The sequence below is a fragment of the Rodentibacter pneumotropicus DSM 21403 genome, assembly GCF_000379905.1.
GTDB lineage: Bacteria > Pseudomonadota > Gammaproteobacteria > Enterobacterales > Pasteurellaceae > Rodentibacter > Rodentibacter pneumotropicus.
This window is the reverse complement of the sequence record NZ_KB904057.1, coordinates 161,749-179,185: the sequence shown is the minus strand read 5'-3', so window position 1 is coordinate 179,185 and position 17,437 is coordinate 161,749. Positions and strand designations below refer to the sequence as shown.

The window sequence follows — 17,437 nt, the reverse complement described above, 5'->3', positions numbered from 1 at the left end:
TTAGGTGAATCGGTGTGTTGACGTTGATAGTTGGGAATCTCAATCATATTGAGATATTTTTTGACGGTACGACGGCTGAGTCGAAGTTTTTCAGCGATTTTACGCTGAGAAAGCCCCTCTTTATGATAAAGGCGACGTATTTTTAAGATGGTTTCCATGCAAAGCATACCAGGTTATTCCCTGTTTAAATAACAAGGAGTTTATCAAAAGATGCAGTGGATCACTTTTCGATGATCTTACTGCATCAGCCTGGCGCATTTTTGCATGATCATTAACACACAAGTATCATCTTCGTGGTTAAAAGTTGATGGCATATCATTCTATTTCCTGCCAAAACTCTGCCACCGTATGAAATGATCCAAACACTAAAACAATGTCATTTTTAACCGCACTTTTTAATGCAATCTGTAAACCATCCATCACGGAGTTTAGTGATGTGGCTTTAACATTAGGGAAAAATGCAGTAAGTTTCGTATGTAATTCTTCCCCCGTTTGCCCTCGATAACCGCCTAAAGTCACACAATGCCATTCATCGATAAGGGGAACAAGATGTGTAAAAACCCCTTGGGCATCTTTATCTTTTAACATTCCGCACACAGCAATTAATTTCCCTTTCTTTTGTGCCTTAAGTGCGGTCAATTTTTCACTTAAATATGCCGCGGCATGGGGATTATGCCCCACATCAACAATCACCGTTGGTAAATCATCCACTTTTTGATTAAATAAATTTGCTAACTTTTCACGTTTATCCCCTTGAATAGTTTGAAAACGCCCGACTAATTCTACATTTTGTAATGCTTGATGGAGGGTGCTTTCTTGAATGTCAAAGGGCAGCTGTTCAACCACTGCTAATGCAGTGGCTGCATTCATTAATGGAATTTGGCAAAACGGTAAATTTTCTAACCGCACTTTTTGACCCTGCCATTGCCAATTTTTTGAATTAACTTGAAATGACCAATCTACATCACGGCGTGATATCCAACAATCTAAACGGGCAGCTTGTTCCAACATTGCATTCGGTACATTGGGCTCTCCAATCACAACCGGACAGTTTTGACGGAAAATACCGGCTTTTTCAAAGGCGATAGCTTCCCTTGTATCACCCAGAAAATCCGTATGATCAATATCAATACTTGTGATAACTGCCAAATTGCTGTCCACAATATTGGTGGCGTCTAAACGCCCACCTAAACCGACTTCTAAAATCACGACATCAAGATGATTTTGTTTAAACAAATGCAAGGCAGAAAGAGTGCTGAACTCAAAATAAGTTAAAGATTCCGTTTTATTTTCTTCGATAAAGGCAAAGGATGCCGTATGGGCTTCATCCGGTAAATCCTGATTTTGAATACGTACACGTTCGTTATAACGTAATAAATGGGGTGAGGAATATACGCCTACACGCAAACCATACCGGAGCAAAATCGTTTCTAATAAACGGCAGGTCGTTCCTTTGCCATTCGTTCCGCCGACAGTGATCACGTAAGGCGCAGGGTGTAAAAGATCCATCTTTTCCGCCACAGATTTAATTCGTTCCAAACCAAGATCGATGGCTTTAAAATGGCTATTTTCTAAATAAGAAAGCCACTCAGCGAGTGGCGAAGTGGCTTTTAAATTCATATTATTTTTCTTCATGATGCTCTTCATTTACTTCAATGTCATCTTCAATTAACTCGGGTTCGGTAAACGGTGATGGTTGATTTGTTAATTTACTTAACACGCTTGCCAATGTATGGCGCATATCACCACGTTTGACAATCATATCAATCGCCCCTTTTTCTAATAAAAATTCGCTACGTTGAAAGCCTTCCGGTAATTTTTCACGAACGGTTTGTTCGATCACTCGAGGACCGGCAAAACCGATTAATGCTTTCGGTTCAGCAATGTTTAAATCACCTAACATTGCAAAACTCGCTGACACACCGCCTAAAGTAGGATCGGTTAAAACAGATATAAACGGCACACCTTTCTCACGCATTTTGGCAAGCACGGCACTGGTTTTTGCCATTTGCATTAATGAAAATAATGCCTCTTGCATACGTGCCCCACCACTGGCAGAAAAACACACAAACGGACAATTTAATTCAATGGCTTTTTCAGCCGCTTTTACAAATTTAGCGCCGACAACGGATCCCATTGAGCCACCCATAAAAGCAAAGTTTGAAGCAGCTACCACAATCGGCATATTATAAAGTGTACCAGTCATAGCAACGAGCGCATCTTTTTCACCGGTTTCTTTTTGTGCCGACGTAATACGATCTTTATATTTCTTTAAATCTTTAAATTTTAAAATATCCTTTGGCTCTAAATCCGCCGCTATTTCTTGGGTTGAGTCTTCATCTAATAAACGGACAAGGCGTTCACGCGCATCAATACGCATATGATGATCACACTTAGGGCATACATAAAGGTTACGTTTTAATTCTTCACTATAGAGTACCTGCTCGCAAGAGGTACATTTTGTCCAAACCCCTTCCGGCACATTAGATTTGCGTGTTGAAGAAGAAGGGCTTTTACTAAAAATCCGGTCAATCCAGCTCATTATTTTTACCTATTTATCCACTAGAAAATTCAGCGTATTAAACCATAATTCGGCGAGCCTTGCTAGTCAGACAAGATCATCAAATTAAATCAGCTTATCTTCAAGGAAAAGCGGTCCCAATTTATTCTGAGGGATGGCAAATTTTTCAGGATAAATTACATTCACTAAATAAAGCCCGTCCGGTTTTGCCGTCGGTGCGGCAAGTTTGCGATCCCGCTGTTCAAGTAACCATTTAAGCCATTCAATTGGCTGATTCCCTGCTCCCACTTCAATTAAACTCCCAACGATGTTTCTCACCATATGATGAACAAAAGCATTAGCTTGAATATCTACAATAATATATTCACCTTTTTGCGTAACATTCAGATGATGAATATTTCGCCACGGTGTATTTGATTGGCATTGCGCTGCACGGAAGGAAGAAAAATCATGTTCACCCAATAAAAATTGTCCTGCCTGATGCATTTTTTCAGCATCTAATTCCAAATGACAGTGGGTAATCCCTGCCGGCAAAATGGCGGATCGTAATTTATTACAATATAGAAGGTAACGATAACGACGTGCACTGGCAGAAAAACGGGAATGAAATTCATCATCAACGTTTTTTGCCCACTTCACTGCAATATCATCAGGCAAATTAGCATTTGTACCAAATACCCACGCTTTTTCAGGACGAACCACATTTGTTTCAAAATGCACAACTTGCCCTGTGCCATGCACACCGGAATCGGTTCTTCCCGCACAAAATACATCAATTTTTTCGTTTGCTACAAAAGACAGGGCTTTTTCCAATTCTTCCTGCACTGTTCTCAATTTTTCTTGTCGTTGCCAACCGAAATAATGTTGTCCGTTATATTCAATTCCTAAGGCAATTTTCATTTCTACCTCGCTTTCCATAAAAAAACACCAAAGAATCGTCTTTGGTGTTTTTCATCAAAATTAAAAATTATGCACGTTTGAAGTCAATGTGAACCAATTTTGGTTTGAATGGGTGACGTTGCATTGCTTGCACTTTTACAGCCACTTCTTTGCCATCAATTACAAGTGTAATAACATCAGAGTAGAAAGAATCGTGAATCTGTGCGTTGTTTAATTCATCGTGATTTAAGATGATTGAAACTGGTGCTTCGCTGCCACCATAGACGATTGCAGGAATTTGACCGTTATGACGCAGGCGGCGGCTCGCACCCTTACCTTGCGCTATACGAACTTCAGCGTTAAATTTAAATGCCATTGTTATATTCTCTTCAAATAAGATTAAAAAATAAAAAATTGCAGGCGACCCAGCAATTTTCCTAAATTGACTCAAAGCCTTACTTTGAGGGCGCAGATTATAGAATATTCAACTTATCAACGCAAACTTTTTCTAGAAAACTCAGTATGAAACGATTAGAATAACCGCTAATTTTTTGAAACTTATGAAAATCTAAACTACGGGAACAAATGGAATTTCTTATTAATTTTTTCACTGACTACGGCTATTGGGCTGTATTTTTTGTCTTGATAATCTGTGGCTTTGGTGTACCCATTCCTGAAGATATTACCCTTGTTTCAGGAGGCGTGATTGCCGGACTTTATCCTGAAAGCGTTAATTCCCATCTCATGTTATTCGTCAGTATGGTCGGCGTACTCGCAGGCGATTCCTGTATGTACTGGCTCGGTCGTGTTTACGGTACAAAAATTTTACGTTTTCGCCCAATGCGTAAAATCATTACCTTACAACGTCTAAAAATGGTACGTGAAAAATTCGTTCGATATGGCAACCGTGTATTATTTGTTGCCCGTTTTTTACCGGGGTTACGAGCACCAATTTATATGGTTTCAGGCATTACACGCCGTGTGAGTTATACCCGCTTTCTCTTAATCGATTTTTGTGCCGCTATTATTTCCGTACCAATTTGGGTTTATCTTGGCGAATTTGGAGCGAGAAATCTGGATTGGCTGCACGAGCAAATTCAGAAAGGCCAAATGGTTATTTACATATTGGTTGCTGCCATTGCCCTATTCTTATTTTGGAAATGGAAAAAATCGAAAAAACAGAAAAATTAATTTAATAAAAGTGCGGTCAAAAACAGTGAAATTTTTGACCGCACTTCTCTTTTAAGAACGAGCCGCTAAATAACGTTCTACAGTATCCACGATCGCTTGCGTTTGCGGATCAATTTCAATATTTACCACATCACCTGTTTTACGTTGTCCCATCAAGGTTCTTTGTAATGTTTCAGGGATCAAATTCACGCAAAATTGATTGTCTTTCACTTCACCGATCGTCAGGCTAATACCATCTACCGCAACAAAGCCTTTGGTTAAAATATATTTCATGATTTCCATATTCGGTAATTCAAACCAAATTTGACGGTTATTCTCTGACGCAATAATGTCAGAAATCACCGCGGTACAATACACATGACCGGATAAAATATGCCCACCAATTTCAGCCCCCATTTGCATGGCTCGTTCAATATTAACAAAATCACCAACCTTTAATTCGCCCAGATTAGTAATTCGTAAAGTTTCCTGCATTAAATCAAAACTGACTAAATCATCATGAATTTCAGTCACCGTCAAACACACCCCATTATTCGCCACAGATGCACCTATTTCTAACCCTTTTCTCATTTCAGGTGGTAATTTTACGACCTGTGTTCTAAAATGTGTCTTTTCTATAATTGAATGAATCGGGGCAATGCCCTGTACAATTCCTGTAAACATAAATTTTCCTCAATCAAATTTTGCGTAGTATATCAAATTTATGAATTTTCGTCTTTTATCCAAGTATCACCTTGATATTAAGAAATTAATTAAAATTGCTATCCCTGTTTTGCTGGCGCAAGTCGCTCAAAATTCAATGGGACTTGTAGATACCATTATGGCCGGACGAGTAAGTTCTACGGATATGGCAGCCATTTCTGTCGGTGCGTCCATTTGGTTGCCATTAGTTCTATTCGGGCATGGTTTATTACTCGCCTTACCCCCAACCATTTCCTATCTAAATGGTTCCGGACAACGCCATCGCATCGCACATCAAGTTCGACAAGGTATTTGGATTGCCCTTTCAAGCAGTATTCCTCTTGGATTGTGTATTTATTACAGTGATTTTGTCTTGCAATTTATGCAAATGGAGTCACATATGGCGCAAATTGCCCGAGATTATTTACATGCGATGCTTTGGGGATTACCGGCGTATTTATTGCTCGTCAATTTCCGTTGCTTAAATGACGGCATTGCAAAAACCAAGCCGGCAATGGTGATTACCTTTCTAGGGCTAATGCTTAACATTCCACTCAACTATATTTTTATTTACGGTAAGCTCGGCATACCCGCGCTAGGAGCCGTGGGGTGTGGTGTGGCAACGGCGATTGTGAACTGGTCGATGTGTTTAATGATGATTGCCTATTCTTACTTTAATCGTCAAGAACGTCAGTTAAAAGTATTCAGTCAACTTATTGAAAAACCAAATGTTGCAACATTAAAAAAACTCTTACAACTTGGTTTACCCATTGCTATCGCACTTTGCTGCGAAGTAGCACTTTTTGCACTCACAGCCCTATTACTTTCTCCGCTTGGTGCAACCATTGTGGCAAGCCATCAAATTGCCTTAAATACCAGTTCTTTTATTTTTATGTTTCCGATGTCAATCGGCATGGCAACCACAATCCTTGTGGGGCAAGCATTAGGCTCAGCCTCGCCTGAAAAAGCCAAAAATATCGCCTATGCAGCCTTAATACTCGGCTTAACAATCACTGCCATCACCGCATTTATCACGATCTTTTTCCGCTATGAAATTGCCTCCATTTTTGTGACAGATGAAATTGTCATTAGTATGGCAACCGGTTTACTCTTACTTGCTGCTATTTACCAATTTTCCGATACCATTCAAGTAGTTGTGAGTGGCGTGTTACGCGGCTACAAAGATACAAAAGTTATCCTCTATATTACCCTTTTTGCTTATTGGGTAATTGGTGTACCGTTAGGCTATACGCTCGCACGAACCGATTTACTTATTCCAAACATTGGCGCTCAAGGTTTCTGGATTGCCTTTGTCGTTTCTCTGACCTTCGCCGCAGTGTTATTATTCTATCGAATGAGAAAAATACAAAGTTTGAATAATGATGTGTTGATGGCTCGATTAGAAAAACTGAAATAAGGAAATTCTACTTCCATCTAAAATTTCCTCTTTCAGTTTATTAATGAAAATATCAAAAACTTAGGCAACAAAGAGCGGTTACTTTTCATTAAGTTTTTTATATTTCCCCATTCTATGACCTCACGCCCTCTCCATAAATGGAGAGGGCAAATTTTAGCTATTAAACTCTTGGCTCACGCTCCTCAACACACGAGTCATTTCCCTCACATTTTCTGCCCGGCAGATTGCTGAAATCACCGCCACACCATCTGCACCAAATTCCCGCAAAGTGCGAACATGTTCCCGCTTCACACCACCAATCGCAACAAGCGGTTTCGTTATGCCCGACTGTCGCAAGTGTTGAACAAACACCATACCGCGTGTCGGTTTGGGATTTTCCTTTGAATACGTGGGGAAAATCGGCCCAATGCCAAAATAATCAATTTCCGCCATCGCTTCCCCGATTTTGGCTTCTTCCAATAAATTAACCGACCAACCTACAATCATCTCTTTATTCGCTTTTGCCCGAATAACCTCTACCGCCATATCCGTTTGCCCAACGTGGACACCGTCCGCCTCAAGCTCAAAGGCTAAATCCACATTATCATTGATGATAAACGGCACGCGGTATTCACGGCACATATCCCGACAAGCAATGGCTAACGCTTTTTGCGCCGAGGGAGAATGTTCAGAAAATTTACCTTTATCCCGAAATTGAAAGCAGGTAATACCGCCGTCTAACGCCTGTTTTAACACCGAAAGTAAATTTTGTTCGCTATTTTCCCCTAAATGCCGACAGTCCTGCGTTCCTGCAACAAAGTAAAGCGGTAGAATTTCTCGAATTTTTTGCATTTCATCATTCCCCTTAGTACATAAAATCACGATAAGCCCAATGATTTGTCGGTCCATGTCCATGACCGATATTGAGCGGGTGGCTAATCGCTGCTGTAATAAAATCTTTGGCAATTTCAACCGCACTTTGTAATGTTTCTCCCTTCGCTAATTCTGCAGTTAAACAAGCGGAAAAGGTGCAACCTGTACCGTGCGTATGTGGTGTATGAAAACGTGGACGTTCTAATACAAAATCACGCCCATCGGCAAGGAAAACCCAATCTTGACACTGTTCACTCTGCGAATTAGGTGAATGCCCGCCTTTAATAATCACATTACTCACCCCTTGCTTTTGTAGGGATTTTGCCGCTTTTTGAATGCTAATTTCATCGTAAATCGCCACACCCGTTAAGGCTTCTGTTTCAGGCAGGTTAGGCGTAATGACATCAGCCAATGGGAGTAAATGATCAATAAGTGCTGAAACTGCCTGTGGCTGTAATAGCGCTGCACCGCCTTTGGCAAACATCACAGGATCAAGCACCACGTTGCCAAATGGACGCTCCTTAAGGCATTCCGCCACACATTCAATTATCTCTGTCGTCCCCAACATACCAATTTTCGCGCTTGCAATGTTGAAATCGTCTTTGATTGCTTGCAGTTGTGAACGAATCATCTTTAGAGGAATAGTATGAATATCAAATACCCCTTGTGTATTTTGAGCGGTTACCGCAGTCACCACAGAAGTACCAAACACCCTTTGCATTTGGAAAGTTTTCAGATCTGCCTGAATACCCGCACCACCGCCACTATCCGAGCCTGCAATCGTTAGCACTTGAGGGACGTTATTCATTGATACGCCCCTTTTGTGCTATCGTTTCCGGGCTAAGTGCCGCCAGTTCATCTAATAAACGTATTTGAAATTGACCGACTTGAGTCGTCAGAGTTTGAGCCGCAAGTTCACCCGCAACGGTATAAGCCACACAGGCTTCTAGGGTTGCTGCAAAATGTTCGCCCGAATCTACGGCTAAAAAAGCGCCACAAACTGCACTGAGTAAACAGCCCGATGCCGTCACTTTAGGGAACAACGGTGTGCCGTTACGCACGGTTGCGGTTTGTGAACCATCGCTGATCACATCCACTTCACCGCTAATCAAAACAACACAGCCGTACTGTTTGGCAACACGTTGAGCAACGGCTTTCAAATCCACATTACCTTGCCCCGCATCCACGCCTTTTGCTTGCCACGTTTCGCCTGCAATTGTTGCCAACTCTCCGGCATTACCACGAATGAGCGCAAATTTTATTTCAGACAAGAGCTGACGAACAGTCTCTCGGCGATAACTTGTTGCCCCCACCCCCACAGGATCAAGCACAACAGGAATTCCCTTCGCATTTGCCGTTTTCCCCGCCAGCAACATAGCTTTTTGCTCTTTGCCAATTAACGTACCGATATTGATCACGAGGGCTTGGCTTAAATTGGGCATTTCGACCATTTCCTCTTCGCTCGCCGACATCATAGGTGAAGCCCCTAATGCCAATAATCCATTGGCATTAAAATTAGCCGCAACAATGTTGGTAATATTATGTATGAGTGGATTTTGCTCACGAATTTTTGAAAGATAAATAGATTTCATCTGTGGTCTCCTTTGTGTGGTTAAGATAAATCTAAGCCCATTTGCCAGAAATTAATTTCCATACGCGTTGCGGTGGTAAAAATGTTCTGAATATGGGCAAGTTGATTTGAGTTTAGTGATTGACAAAGTGCGGTTAAAAAATCCGCCGTTTCTGTTGCGGTTTGTTGAAACTCAGCACTTGCATAAGTTTCGATCCAAGACTGATAAGGATTATTCGCCAAGCGTGGATAATGCGTTGTGATGTAGCGAGCAGCTTGGGCATAACCAACCGTGCAAGGCGTAGTGGCGGCATAAAGTTCAGCTAATCCTCCTACCATTCCAACATCTAATAAATAGCGGGTGTAAGCCACACAAGCAGCGCTTTCTTGTGTATTTATCATCTCTTGTTCGCTTATCCCCCACTGCTTGCAATAATTGAGATGTAATTGAATTTCTTGGTTAAGAATATCCAACGTTTTGCGTGGTACAGCCATTTCCGCAAAGTTTTTTGCTTTAAAAATAGCCAATGCAAAAGCACGGCTATAATGGAAAAGATAGCGATAATCTTGTTTTAAATAATGTTGGAAAGCGCATTTAGGTAACGTACCTTGAGCCAGTTGCTGCACAAATTGATGTTCAATATAGTTTTGCCAATAAGGTTGTGCATTTTCAATCAGTTGAGTAATCATCTTGTCTCCTCCTTATTATTAATGAAATAGGCTGTCACCTACTAAAGAGCGGTCAAAAATCTAAATATTTTGCAGGGTCTAATTGGTCTTTATTTACCACTAAAATAAGTTTGTTATTAAGCCAGTATGAATATATTGGCTTCAATATTGATTTGCCCTTGAACCGAGCCTTGATAATCCATGCCTGCGATCAAGCATAACAATGTCGGTTTACCCACGTCCGATGAAGCGAATAGACTTACCCGCTCTTTTTGAAAAAGGGACAAATGAAGCGACTCAAATAGTGCCTGATCACCGAAATTAAGACTTAAATTCTGGATATGTAGCATCACCCACCTCTCAGGAATCAACCGGAGACTTGAGCAGACGAGAATAAAAAATAGAAAATAAAATAAGAAATGAAAGGATATTTTGGCATATTAGTTTCCTACGTCAGTGCTAACTGTTTCAGGTTCACGGGTATTATCTCAGCCACATTGTGGCACCCCGACTAAATTTTGTAAGAGTCTATACTGCTCTTGAAGAAAAAACAAGCAAAAGTGCGGTTGTTTTTCACCATATTTTATTTATAGCAAATACAAATTATTCCTATTGAGAGAATTAATTATTTTCAGTTATACTTGCGATTCTTTTTTATTTCATTAATTTTAAGGAAAGCAACGATGATGTTTAAACACAGCATTCTTTACTCCGTACTATTCACCGGAATATCGGTTTCGGCGTTGGCAAAAACCGAGCTGCAAACTGATGCGGGCATAGATTCTGAAATAGTATTAGATCAAGTGAATGTCATTACCGAGTTAGAAAAAGCCAAAGCTGCCGGAGAAAAACAAAAAGAAATTGTCAACCTTAGCCTACTTGGTCACCAAACTGCATTTACCGCACCTATCTCAGTGGTTAATTACGATGAAAAAGCATTTGAAGATAAATCACCGCGCAATGTCGTTGATGCTATTTCTAAAATCGATCCTTCAGTAATGAATTTTGGTGGTGAGACAAATACGCTTTCCGGTTTATATATAAGAAATTTACAACTTGATATGCGTCAGGTTAGTGTGAATGGATTAGCCGGTTTATACTCAACCTATAATTCACCCACTGCCGCTGTTTCCTCTGCCCAATTAATTAAAGGAGCTTCTACTGCAACAACAGGAATGGATCCTGAGGGTTCTGCCGGAGCTTCAATGAATATCGAAACCAAGCGAGCAACTGATGATGCAATCAATAAATTAGGTTTTGCTTGGTATAGTAACAATCGTTTACAAGAAACTTTTGATTTCGGTCGCCGATTTGGTGCGAATAACGAATGGGGTGTACGAGTAAATGGAAAATATCGTGATGGCGATACCCCACGTAGAGATTATGATGAACGTAATAAAGAATTTGCCATTGGGGCAGATTATCGCGGTGATAAATTACGCATTGGCATAGATTATATGTATAACAAACGGGCAACCCATGGTGGACGTGCACGTTTACAAGACATACAAAACTTAACTTATCGCCTACCAAGCGCTCCTAATGGTAAAACGAACTTAAATCCTCACTGGATCGGTCAAACCACCGAAGACCAAACTATCATGGGAACTTTTGAATATGACCTCCCTTACAATATGATGCTATCCGGTGGAATCGGTTATATGGAATCCCAATATTCGGGTGCTTTTGGTCAAATTACTCGAATTCAATCTAACGGTGATTTTGATATCACAGGTATCCGTGGAATTGATTTTCTCTCTCGTACAACGAGCAGTAACTTGAAATTACAAGGTGAATTAGAAACCGGTCCATTATTACATTCTTGGAATTTGGCATTTGATAATGTTATGCGTGAACGAGATCATCATCAAAGCAGTCGCACAAACGGTAGAATTTCAGGTGGGTCAATCTATCAACCTAATTTTAGTGCATTGTCACCAAATAATTTCGATCTTACGGCAAATACCCAAGGAACGAATAATAAACTTACCGCTCGTAGCTTGGCTGTTTCCGACACCATGAGCATTTTTGATAATACTGTTCGTTTAACAATTGGTGGACGTTTCCAATGGATTAAACAATTAGATAAAACGACGGGAACAGAACTTAAATCCGATCGTTTCAGCCCAATGATCGCATTAGCCTATGTGCCAAATCCAAATTTAGTCATTTACGGTAACTACTTGGAAGATCTTGAGCCGGGCAAAGCCGATCCGGATACCGGAGAAATGAATAGTCCTCGTGTGAGCCGCCAACTTGAATTAGGGGTTAGAAAAAATTGGAGCGAATTGCTAACCACAACATTAAGCATTTATGAAATTCGTCGTCCCGGCATTGTACGTGGTCAAAAAAATTCGGCATTGGAAGCTATGTCCGGGAAAGAACAAGGTAAAGAACGCAACCGCGGTATTGAGTTCAATGCTTACGCAAACCTACTTGAAGGCACTTTGCGACCATCATTTGGTTTCACCTATAACCAAGCAAAACTCATTAATTTTCCGACTTATGCAGACAAAATTGTCAACGGAATTCAGGTTACGAGTCCTCGCTGGATTGCAAAAGCTGCAATTGAATGGGATACCCCTTTCATTAAAAATTTAACACTAAATAGTGCTATTCAATACTATGGCAAGTCTTATCAGGATGCTGCCGCAAACTACCGTTTACCTTCCTATACAACCGTAGATTTTGGTGCAAAATATATAGTGAAAGTCGGGGAAAAACAAAATGTAACCTTGCGAGCGGGTATTGAAAATGCCTTTAATAAATACTATTGGCAAGTGCAACGAGGGTTATATGATCGTAGTTTCGCCGTGCTAGGTATGCCACGTACTTATTGGGCTAATGTAGAATATTCATTCTAATTTACTGCATATTATCAGGGCGAAACCATTTCGCCCTTTTTTCGTTTATGGAAATTTATGAACTGGCAAACCGAACTCAATAATAGTTTAAGCTGGATTTTGACCGCACTTTTCTGGGTGGTGATCTGTTTTACTCTCACTATGCTGGCACTCAAGCAAACAGCTTTAGGCAAGAAATTTTGGCGAATTACGTCCCCCTCTATCACAAAGAAAAATCGACTTAAGCTAATCGCCATACTGCTGTTACTTTTCCTGATGATTTTGCTTGAAGTGCGCTTTAGTGTACTTAATTCTTTTTTTTACAATGGTTTATATAGCTCAATGCAAGAATTGAATGCAGATAAATTTTGGTTCTTTGCGAAACTCAACGCAATTTTAGTGCTTATGCAAGTGTTACATACCATTATTGATTATTTTCTACGCCAAGTTTTTGAAATTCGTTGGTTAGAAAGTCTTAATGGGATTTTAATCAAAGGCTGGCTGAAAAATAAAAACTATTACCGCCTCAAATATGAACGGGAGCTTCCCGATAATATCGATCAGCGTATTGAACAAGATGCTCGGGAATTTATTACCTGCACCGTACAGATTGTTCGTGGAATGATTAATTCAGTTCTGACCACCATTGAATTCACGATTATTCTTTGGTCGCTTTCAGGTATGTTAAATGTCTTTGGTTTGAATATTGAAAAAGGTGTGGTGTTCTTTATTTATGCCTTTATTATTTTTGCCACGCTGATGTCCGTTTGGATTGGCTATCCACTGATAAAACTCAATTTTAATAAAGAAAAACTCAACGGCGATTATCGTTATTCCTTAATTCGTGTGCGTGATAATGCGGAAAGCATTGCTTTTTATCATGGCGAACCGAAAGAGCAAATTTTACTCAAAAATAAATTTTCTCAAATTATTCAGAACCGTTGGGCGATTGTATTAAAAATGCTTGGTTTGGATGGATTTAATAACGGTGTTACCCGTTTTGCCAAATTATTACCTTTGATGTTACAAGCTCCACGCTTTTTTACCGGACAAATCAAACTGGGCGATATGCACCAAACGGTCCAAGCCTTTAATCGACTGATGACTGCACTCTCTTTCTTCCGATTATTTTATGAAGAATTCACCCTCTACCAAGCACGCCTTAATCGTTTGTATGGGTTTATCACAAAACTGGATGAATTGGATCACACCGAAATCAGCCAACCCTACCGATGTTCAAATCATGTGGCGCTGAAAGATTTTGGTATAAAAGATGAACAAGGGCGTATTTTACTCAATAATATTAATATCACCCTCAAAAATGGCGATGCGTTGCTTATTCAAGGGGCATCAGGCACGGGTAAAACAACCCTGCTCAAAGCCATTGCAGGGATCTATCCTTTTGAAACCATTGGTATTGCGGAACATCCTTGTATGGGAAGTCTATTCTTACCACAACGGCCTTATATACCTCAAGGTTCGTTACGTGAAGCCATTTGCTATCCGAATATCAATCCTCATCACCCCGCTCTGATTTCAACGATGACTGATTGTTGCTTAGAAAAATATATCAATGCGCTTGATGTAGAAAACGATTGGCAAGCGATTTTATCCCCCGGTGAATTACAACGTGTAGCCTTCATTCGCATTCTGCTCACAAAACCGGACGTAGTTTTCTTGGATGAAACCACTTCCGCCCTTGATGAAGAAACCGAATATCAACTGTATAAAATCATTAAGGAACGCTTACCGAATATGATTATCCTCAGTATCGGACATCGCAATACACTCCAACAATTTCACAATAAGCAACTAAAATTGGAAGTCTGTATTGTGTAGCGAAAAGAGCGGTGTAATGAGCAGTTACACAACCCTGTTTTTGTTTATCAACGAGGAAACACTACATTTCGGTTAAATTCCCATTTTGTTCATTTGCCACATAATACCGAAAAAGTGCGGTTAAAATTGAAGGTGTTTTAAAACATAAGCAAAATTAACCGCACTTATGCGTATAAAAAAATTAAAAAGCACTCAATATGAATTAATCAGCCAACCCCGTAATCTTTTGACGAATCCCCTCCTCCCTTTCACTCCATTTCCGGTCTTTTATTATTTCATAATAAGAAAAAGTCCATTTCCAAACAGCAGACTAGTTTTAAGATATGGTTTCATTATAATTCCTAGCCTTTCTAATAGAATATAAAGGAATTTTTATGAAAAAAGCCATTTTAACGACCGCACTTTTCGCCTTTTCAACCACGTTATTTGCCTCAACACCACAACAGAACAAAGCAGCCGCACTTGATTTCTATGAAATGGTGTTTAACCAACATAAACTACAAGAAGCCAGTGATAAATATATCGGCAAGGAATATTTACAGCACAATCCAACCGTAGCAGACGGTAAGCAAGCCTTTATTGACGCTTTTGCACCCTTTTTAAAAGCCCATCCAAAATCAAAAGCGACTGTAAAACGTGTATTGGCTGACGGCGATTTGGTTGCTCTGCACGTGCATAGCCAGTTAAATGATGAAGATCGTGGTGAAGCGGTTGTGGATATCTTCCGTTTTGATAAAGCAGGCAAAATTGTGGAGCATTGGGATGTGATTCAAGCTGTCCCTGAAAAAACAGAAAGTGGACGGAGTATGTTCTAGGAAAAATGCGTGGAAATTCACGCATTTTCTATTTGTAGCGTTTTTTCACCGCACTTTTATCTTGTTCACGCAATCGTTCCAGTTTTTCTTTAATTTGAATTTCCATTCCCCTATTTGTTGGGAAATAATACTGCACATCCTTGAGTTCTTCAGGGAAATAGTTTTCACCGGCTGCATAAGCATTGAGTTCATCATGGACATAACGATATTCCTCCCCAAACCCGAGATCTTTCATCAGATTAGTCGGTGCATTGCGTAAATGAGGTGGCACGTCATAATCAGGCAAGCTTTTAGCTTGCTGTTTCGCCGTATTGAACGCGGTATAAACCGCATTACTTTTTGGCGCTACCGCAAGATAAATAATGGCTTGTGCAATGGCTCGCTCCCCTTCATAAGCCCCCACACGGGTAAAACAATCCCAAGCCGCCAGTGCCACTTGCATTGCACGGGGATCGGCATTTCCAATATCTTCCGAGGCAATGGCTAACAGCCGTCTTGCCACATAAAGAGGATCGCCCCCTGCCGTTAAAATTCGAGCATACCAATATAATGCAGCATCCGGGGCTGAGCCTCTAACGGATTTATGCAAGGCAGAAATCAGATCATAAAAACGATCGCCCTGCTTATCAAAACGGGCTTGACGCTCGCCCAGTGCGGTTTTAAGTAAAGTGCGGTCAATTTTTTTGCCGTTTTCCGTTTCATCTGCCATATCCACCATCAATTCAAGACAATTCAAGGCGAGACGGGCATCACCATTGGCATATTCGGCGAGAGCTTGTAATAAATTCTCTTCTAAAATTAACCGCTCTTTTGCCAATCCACGCACCGGATCTTGTAACGCTTGTCGAAGCACAGATTCTATTTCAGATATAGTTAAAGATTTCAACACATATACCCTTGCACGGGAAAGCAAGGCGTTATTGAGTTCAAAAGAAGGATTCTCTGTTGTCGCACCGATAAAAATAATAGTGCCGTCTTCAATATGGGGGAGAAAGGCATCCTGCTGACTTTTATTGAAACGATGAACCTCATCCACAAATAAAACGGTTTTTCGGGCGGCAAGACGATTTTGTTTGGCACGATCAATGGCGTCACGAATTTCTTTTATTCCACCGGTAACCGCTGAAATACGTTCGACATCCGCATTAATTTGATGAGCGATAATTTCTGCTAATGTGGTTTTGCCGGTGCCGGGTGGGCCCCAAAAAATCATAGAATGAATATGACCCGCTTGAATCGCTTTGCGTAGCGGTTTACCTTCACCGATAAGATGTGATTGACCAAAATATTGATCGAGATTGGTCGGGCGCATTCTGGCGGCAAGGGGACGAAAATCATTTTCCGAAAAATCAAAATCAAGATTCGCCATTATTTTTTCCATTAAAGCATTTGAAATAAAAATTGAGGGCGTAGTCAATTACGCCCCAAACCTTATTTTTTACGTTGATCGTCCAACTCAACACCTTTTGGAGGATTAAATTGGAACAAGTTATTCGGCAAACTTTGATTAGTAATATTACGTAATACATAAAGGTTGGTTTGCCCGTCTTTTTCCGTAGTGCTGAAATTTCTCAACACACCACTGGCATCCACACGAATATCAAATTGTTTAATATTACTTTTCGTCGATTTAGGCTTTAACACAAAAGTATCTGCCTGTTGTGACACCGAATATTGGTTCCAATGACTTTTATCATCACTGGTCAGCAACACAAAAGGCGTGTTATTTACAGCATCTTTCACCCATTGTGCCGTGACTTGTTGTACAAAAGGATCGTAATACCAAAGGGTTTTGCCGTCTGCAATAATCTGTGTTTCTTGGGGCGATTTGGTATCCATTCTAAATAAATTCGGGCGTTTAATTTGGATTTTTCCACTACCTTGTTGCACATTTTTCCCACCGGCGGAAGTCACCGTTTGGGAAAACTCGGCACTTAATACATTCACTTGGCTTAAACGTGATTGTAACTCGCTTGCGGCATCGGCAAACGCCGTATTGGAAAATCCAATTAACCCCAATCCAGCCAAACCAAGTGCGGTCACAAAAAACGTTGTTTTTTGAACGTTGGCTTTGCCAACGGCCTCGTGATAGGTGAACAAACGAGCGAGCGAGTTTGTGAATAATTTTAACGATGTTTTTTTCATTTTACTTTCCTTTTT

Annotated in this window: 18 protein-coding genes and 1 riboswitch; of the genes, 5 read left to right on the top strand and 13 right to left on the bottom strand. The window is 40.4% G+C overall.

Going from position 1 to position 17,437, the window contains the following annotated elements:
• From A3GE_RS11295 to rplY, 5 genes are all read right to left on the bottom strand, one after another.
• Window positions 1-167, bottom strand: a 167-nt coding sequence (locus A3GE_RS11295) for an HTH domain-containing protein (protein WP_033259695.1), incomplete at its 3' end; no start/stop codon positions are given.
• 148 nt (window positions 168-315) lie between these two features.
• Complete coding sequence (folC, locus tag A3GE_RS0108620; RefSeq protein ID WP_026215452.1) at window positions 316-1,620, bottom strand: bifunctional tetrahydrofolate synthase/dihydrofolate synthase; 1,305 nt, start codon at window positions 1,618-1,620, stop codon at window positions 316-318.
• 1 nt (window position 1,621) lies between these two features.
• The gene (accD, locus tag A3GE_RS0108615; RefSeq protein WP_018356862.1) at window positions 1,622-2,542 is read right to left on the bottom strand and encodes an acetyl-CoA carboxylase, carboxyltransferase subunit beta; all 921 of its coding nucleotides are present in this window, start codon (window positions 2,540-2,542) and stop codon (window positions 1,622-1,624) included.
• An 84-nt stretch (window positions 2,543-2,626) separates the two neighbouring features.
• On the bottom strand, window positions 2,627-3,421 hold the full coding sequence (truA, locus tag A3GE_RS0108610; protein ID WP_026215451.1) for a tRNA pseudouridine(38-40) synthase TruA: 795 nt from the start codon (window positions 3,419-3,421) through the stop codon (window positions 2,627-2,629).
• Between the two features lie 67 nt (window positions 3,422-3,488).
• Complete coding sequence (rplY, locus tag A3GE_RS0108605) at window positions 3,489-3,776, bottom strand: 50S ribosomal protein L25 (RefSeq protein ID WP_018356860.1); 288 nt, start codon at window positions 3,774-3,776, stop codon at window positions 3,489-3,491.
• Window positions 3,777-3,985: 209 nt separating this feature from the next.
• Here rplY and A3GE_RS0108600 point away from each other — a divergent pair, with 209 nt between their 5' ends.
• On the top strand, window positions 3,986-4,591 hold the full coding sequence (locus tag A3GE_RS0108600; RefSeq protein ID WP_018356859.1) for a DedA family protein: 606 nt from the start codon (window positions 3,986-3,988) through the stop codon (window positions 4,589-4,591).
• A gap of 51 nt (window positions 4,592-4,642) precedes the next feature.
• On the opposite strand, the gene A3GE_RS0108595 is transcribed toward A3GE_RS0108600, so the two are convergent.
• On the bottom strand, window positions 4,643-5,254 hold the full coding sequence (locus A3GE_RS0108595; RefSeq protein WP_018356858.1) for a riboflavin synthase: 612 nt from the start codon (window positions 5,252-5,254) through the stop codon (window positions 4,643-4,645).
• Between the two features lie 40 nt (window positions 5,255-5,294).
• Between A3GE_RS0108595 and A3GE_RS0108590 the strand changes: the two genes are divergently transcribed.
• A complete protein-coding gene (locus tag A3GE_RS0108590; protein ID WP_018356857.1) occupies window positions 5,295-6,689 on the top strand; it encodes an MATE family efflux transporter in 1,395 nt (464 codons plus the stop codon).
• A gap of 153 nt (window positions 6,690-6,842) precedes the next feature.
• Here the strand turns inward: A3GE_RS0108590 and thiE are convergent, their stop codons facing one another.
• The 5 genes from thiE to A3GE_RS0108565 all read right to left on the bottom strand — a co-directional run bounded on the left by thiE (window position 6,843) and on the right by A3GE_RS0108565 (window position 10,130).
• Entirely contained in the window at window positions 6,843-7,520 is a 678-nt protein-coding gene (gene thiE, locus A3GE_RS0108585; RefSeq protein ID WP_018356856.1) for a thiamine phosphate synthase, read from the bottom strand.
• Between the two features lie 13 nt (window positions 7,521-7,533).
• On the bottom strand, window positions 7,534-8,349 hold the full coding sequence (thiD, locus tag A3GE_RS0108580) for a bifunctional hydroxymethylpyrimidine kinase/phosphomethylpyrimidine kinase (protein WP_018356855.1): 816 nt from the start codon (window positions 8,347-8,349) through the stop codon (window positions 7,534-7,536).
• Window positions 8,342-9,133: a hydroxyethylthiazole kinase gene (gene thiM, locus A3GE_RS0108575; protein WP_018356854.1), complete on the bottom strand. Its 792-nt coding sequence runs from the start codon at window positions 9,131-9,133 to the stop codon at window positions 8,342-8,344. Before thiM ends, thiD begins: the two co-directional genes overlap by 8 nt.
• Window positions 9,134-9,153: 20 nt before the next feature.
• Window positions 9,154-9,801, bottom strand: coding sequence for a thiaminase II (gene tenA / locus A3GE_RS0108570; RefSeq protein ID WP_018356853.1), 648 nt, complete (start codon window positions 9,799-9,801; stop codon window positions 9,154-9,156).
• A 116-nt stretch (window positions 9,802-9,917) separates the two neighbouring features.
• Entirely contained in the window at window positions 9,918-10,130 is a 213-nt protein-coding gene (locus tag A3GE_RS0108565) for a P-loop NTPase family protein (protein ID WP_018356852.1), read from the bottom strand.
• A gap of 78 nt (window positions 10,131-10,208) precedes the next feature.
• Window positions 10,209-10,300: riboswitch (TPP riboswitch) on the bottom strand.
• 163 nt (window positions 10,301-10,463) lie between these two features.
• Here A3GE_RS0108565 and A3GE_RS0108560 point away from each other — a divergent pair.
• The 3 genes from A3GE_RS0108560 to A3GE_RS0108550 all read left to right on the top strand — a co-directional run bounded on the left by A3GE_RS0108560 (window position 10,464) and on the right by A3GE_RS0108550 (window position 15,277).
• Window positions 10,464-12,644 carry a TonB-dependent receptor gene (locus A3GE_RS0108560; protein WP_018356851.1) on the top strand — a complete coding sequence of 727 codons (2,181 nt, stop codon included), beginning with the start codon at window positions 10,464-10,466 and terminating at the stop codon, window positions 12,642-12,644.
• A gap of 57 nt (window positions 12,645-12,701) precedes the next feature.
• On the top strand, window positions 12,702-14,462 hold the full coding sequence (locus A3GE_RS0108555) for an ABC transporter ATP-binding protein/permease (protein ID WP_018356850.1): 1,761 nt from the start codon (window positions 12,702-12,704) through the stop codon (window positions 14,460-14,462).
• A 374-nt stretch (window positions 14,463-14,836) separates the two neighbouring features.
• Window positions 14,837-15,277, top strand: coding sequence for a nuclear transport factor 2 family protein (locus tag A3GE_RS0108550; protein ID WP_018356849.1), 441 nt, complete (start codon window positions 14,837-14,839; stop codon window positions 15,275-15,277).
• 28 nt (window positions 15,278-15,305) lie between these two features.
• Here A3GE_RS0108550 and A3GE_RS0108545 read toward each other — a convergent pair whose 3' ends face one another.
• Both A3GE_RS0108545 and lolA read right to left on the bottom strand, forming a co-directional pair.
• On the bottom strand, window positions 15,306-16,646 hold the full coding sequence (locus A3GE_RS0108545) for a replication-associated recombination protein A (protein WP_018356848.1): 1,341 nt from the start codon (window positions 16,644-16,646) through the stop codon (window positions 15,306-15,308).
• 62 nt (window positions 16,647-16,708) lie between these two features.
• On the bottom strand, window positions 16,709-17,422 hold the full coding sequence (gene lolA, locus A3GE_RS0108540; RefSeq protein ID WP_018356847.1) for an outer membrane lipoprotein periplasmic chaperone LolA: 714 nt from the start codon (window positions 17,420-17,422) through the stop codon (window positions 16,709-16,711).
• Between the last annotated feature and the right edge of the window lie 15 nt (window positions 17,423-17,437).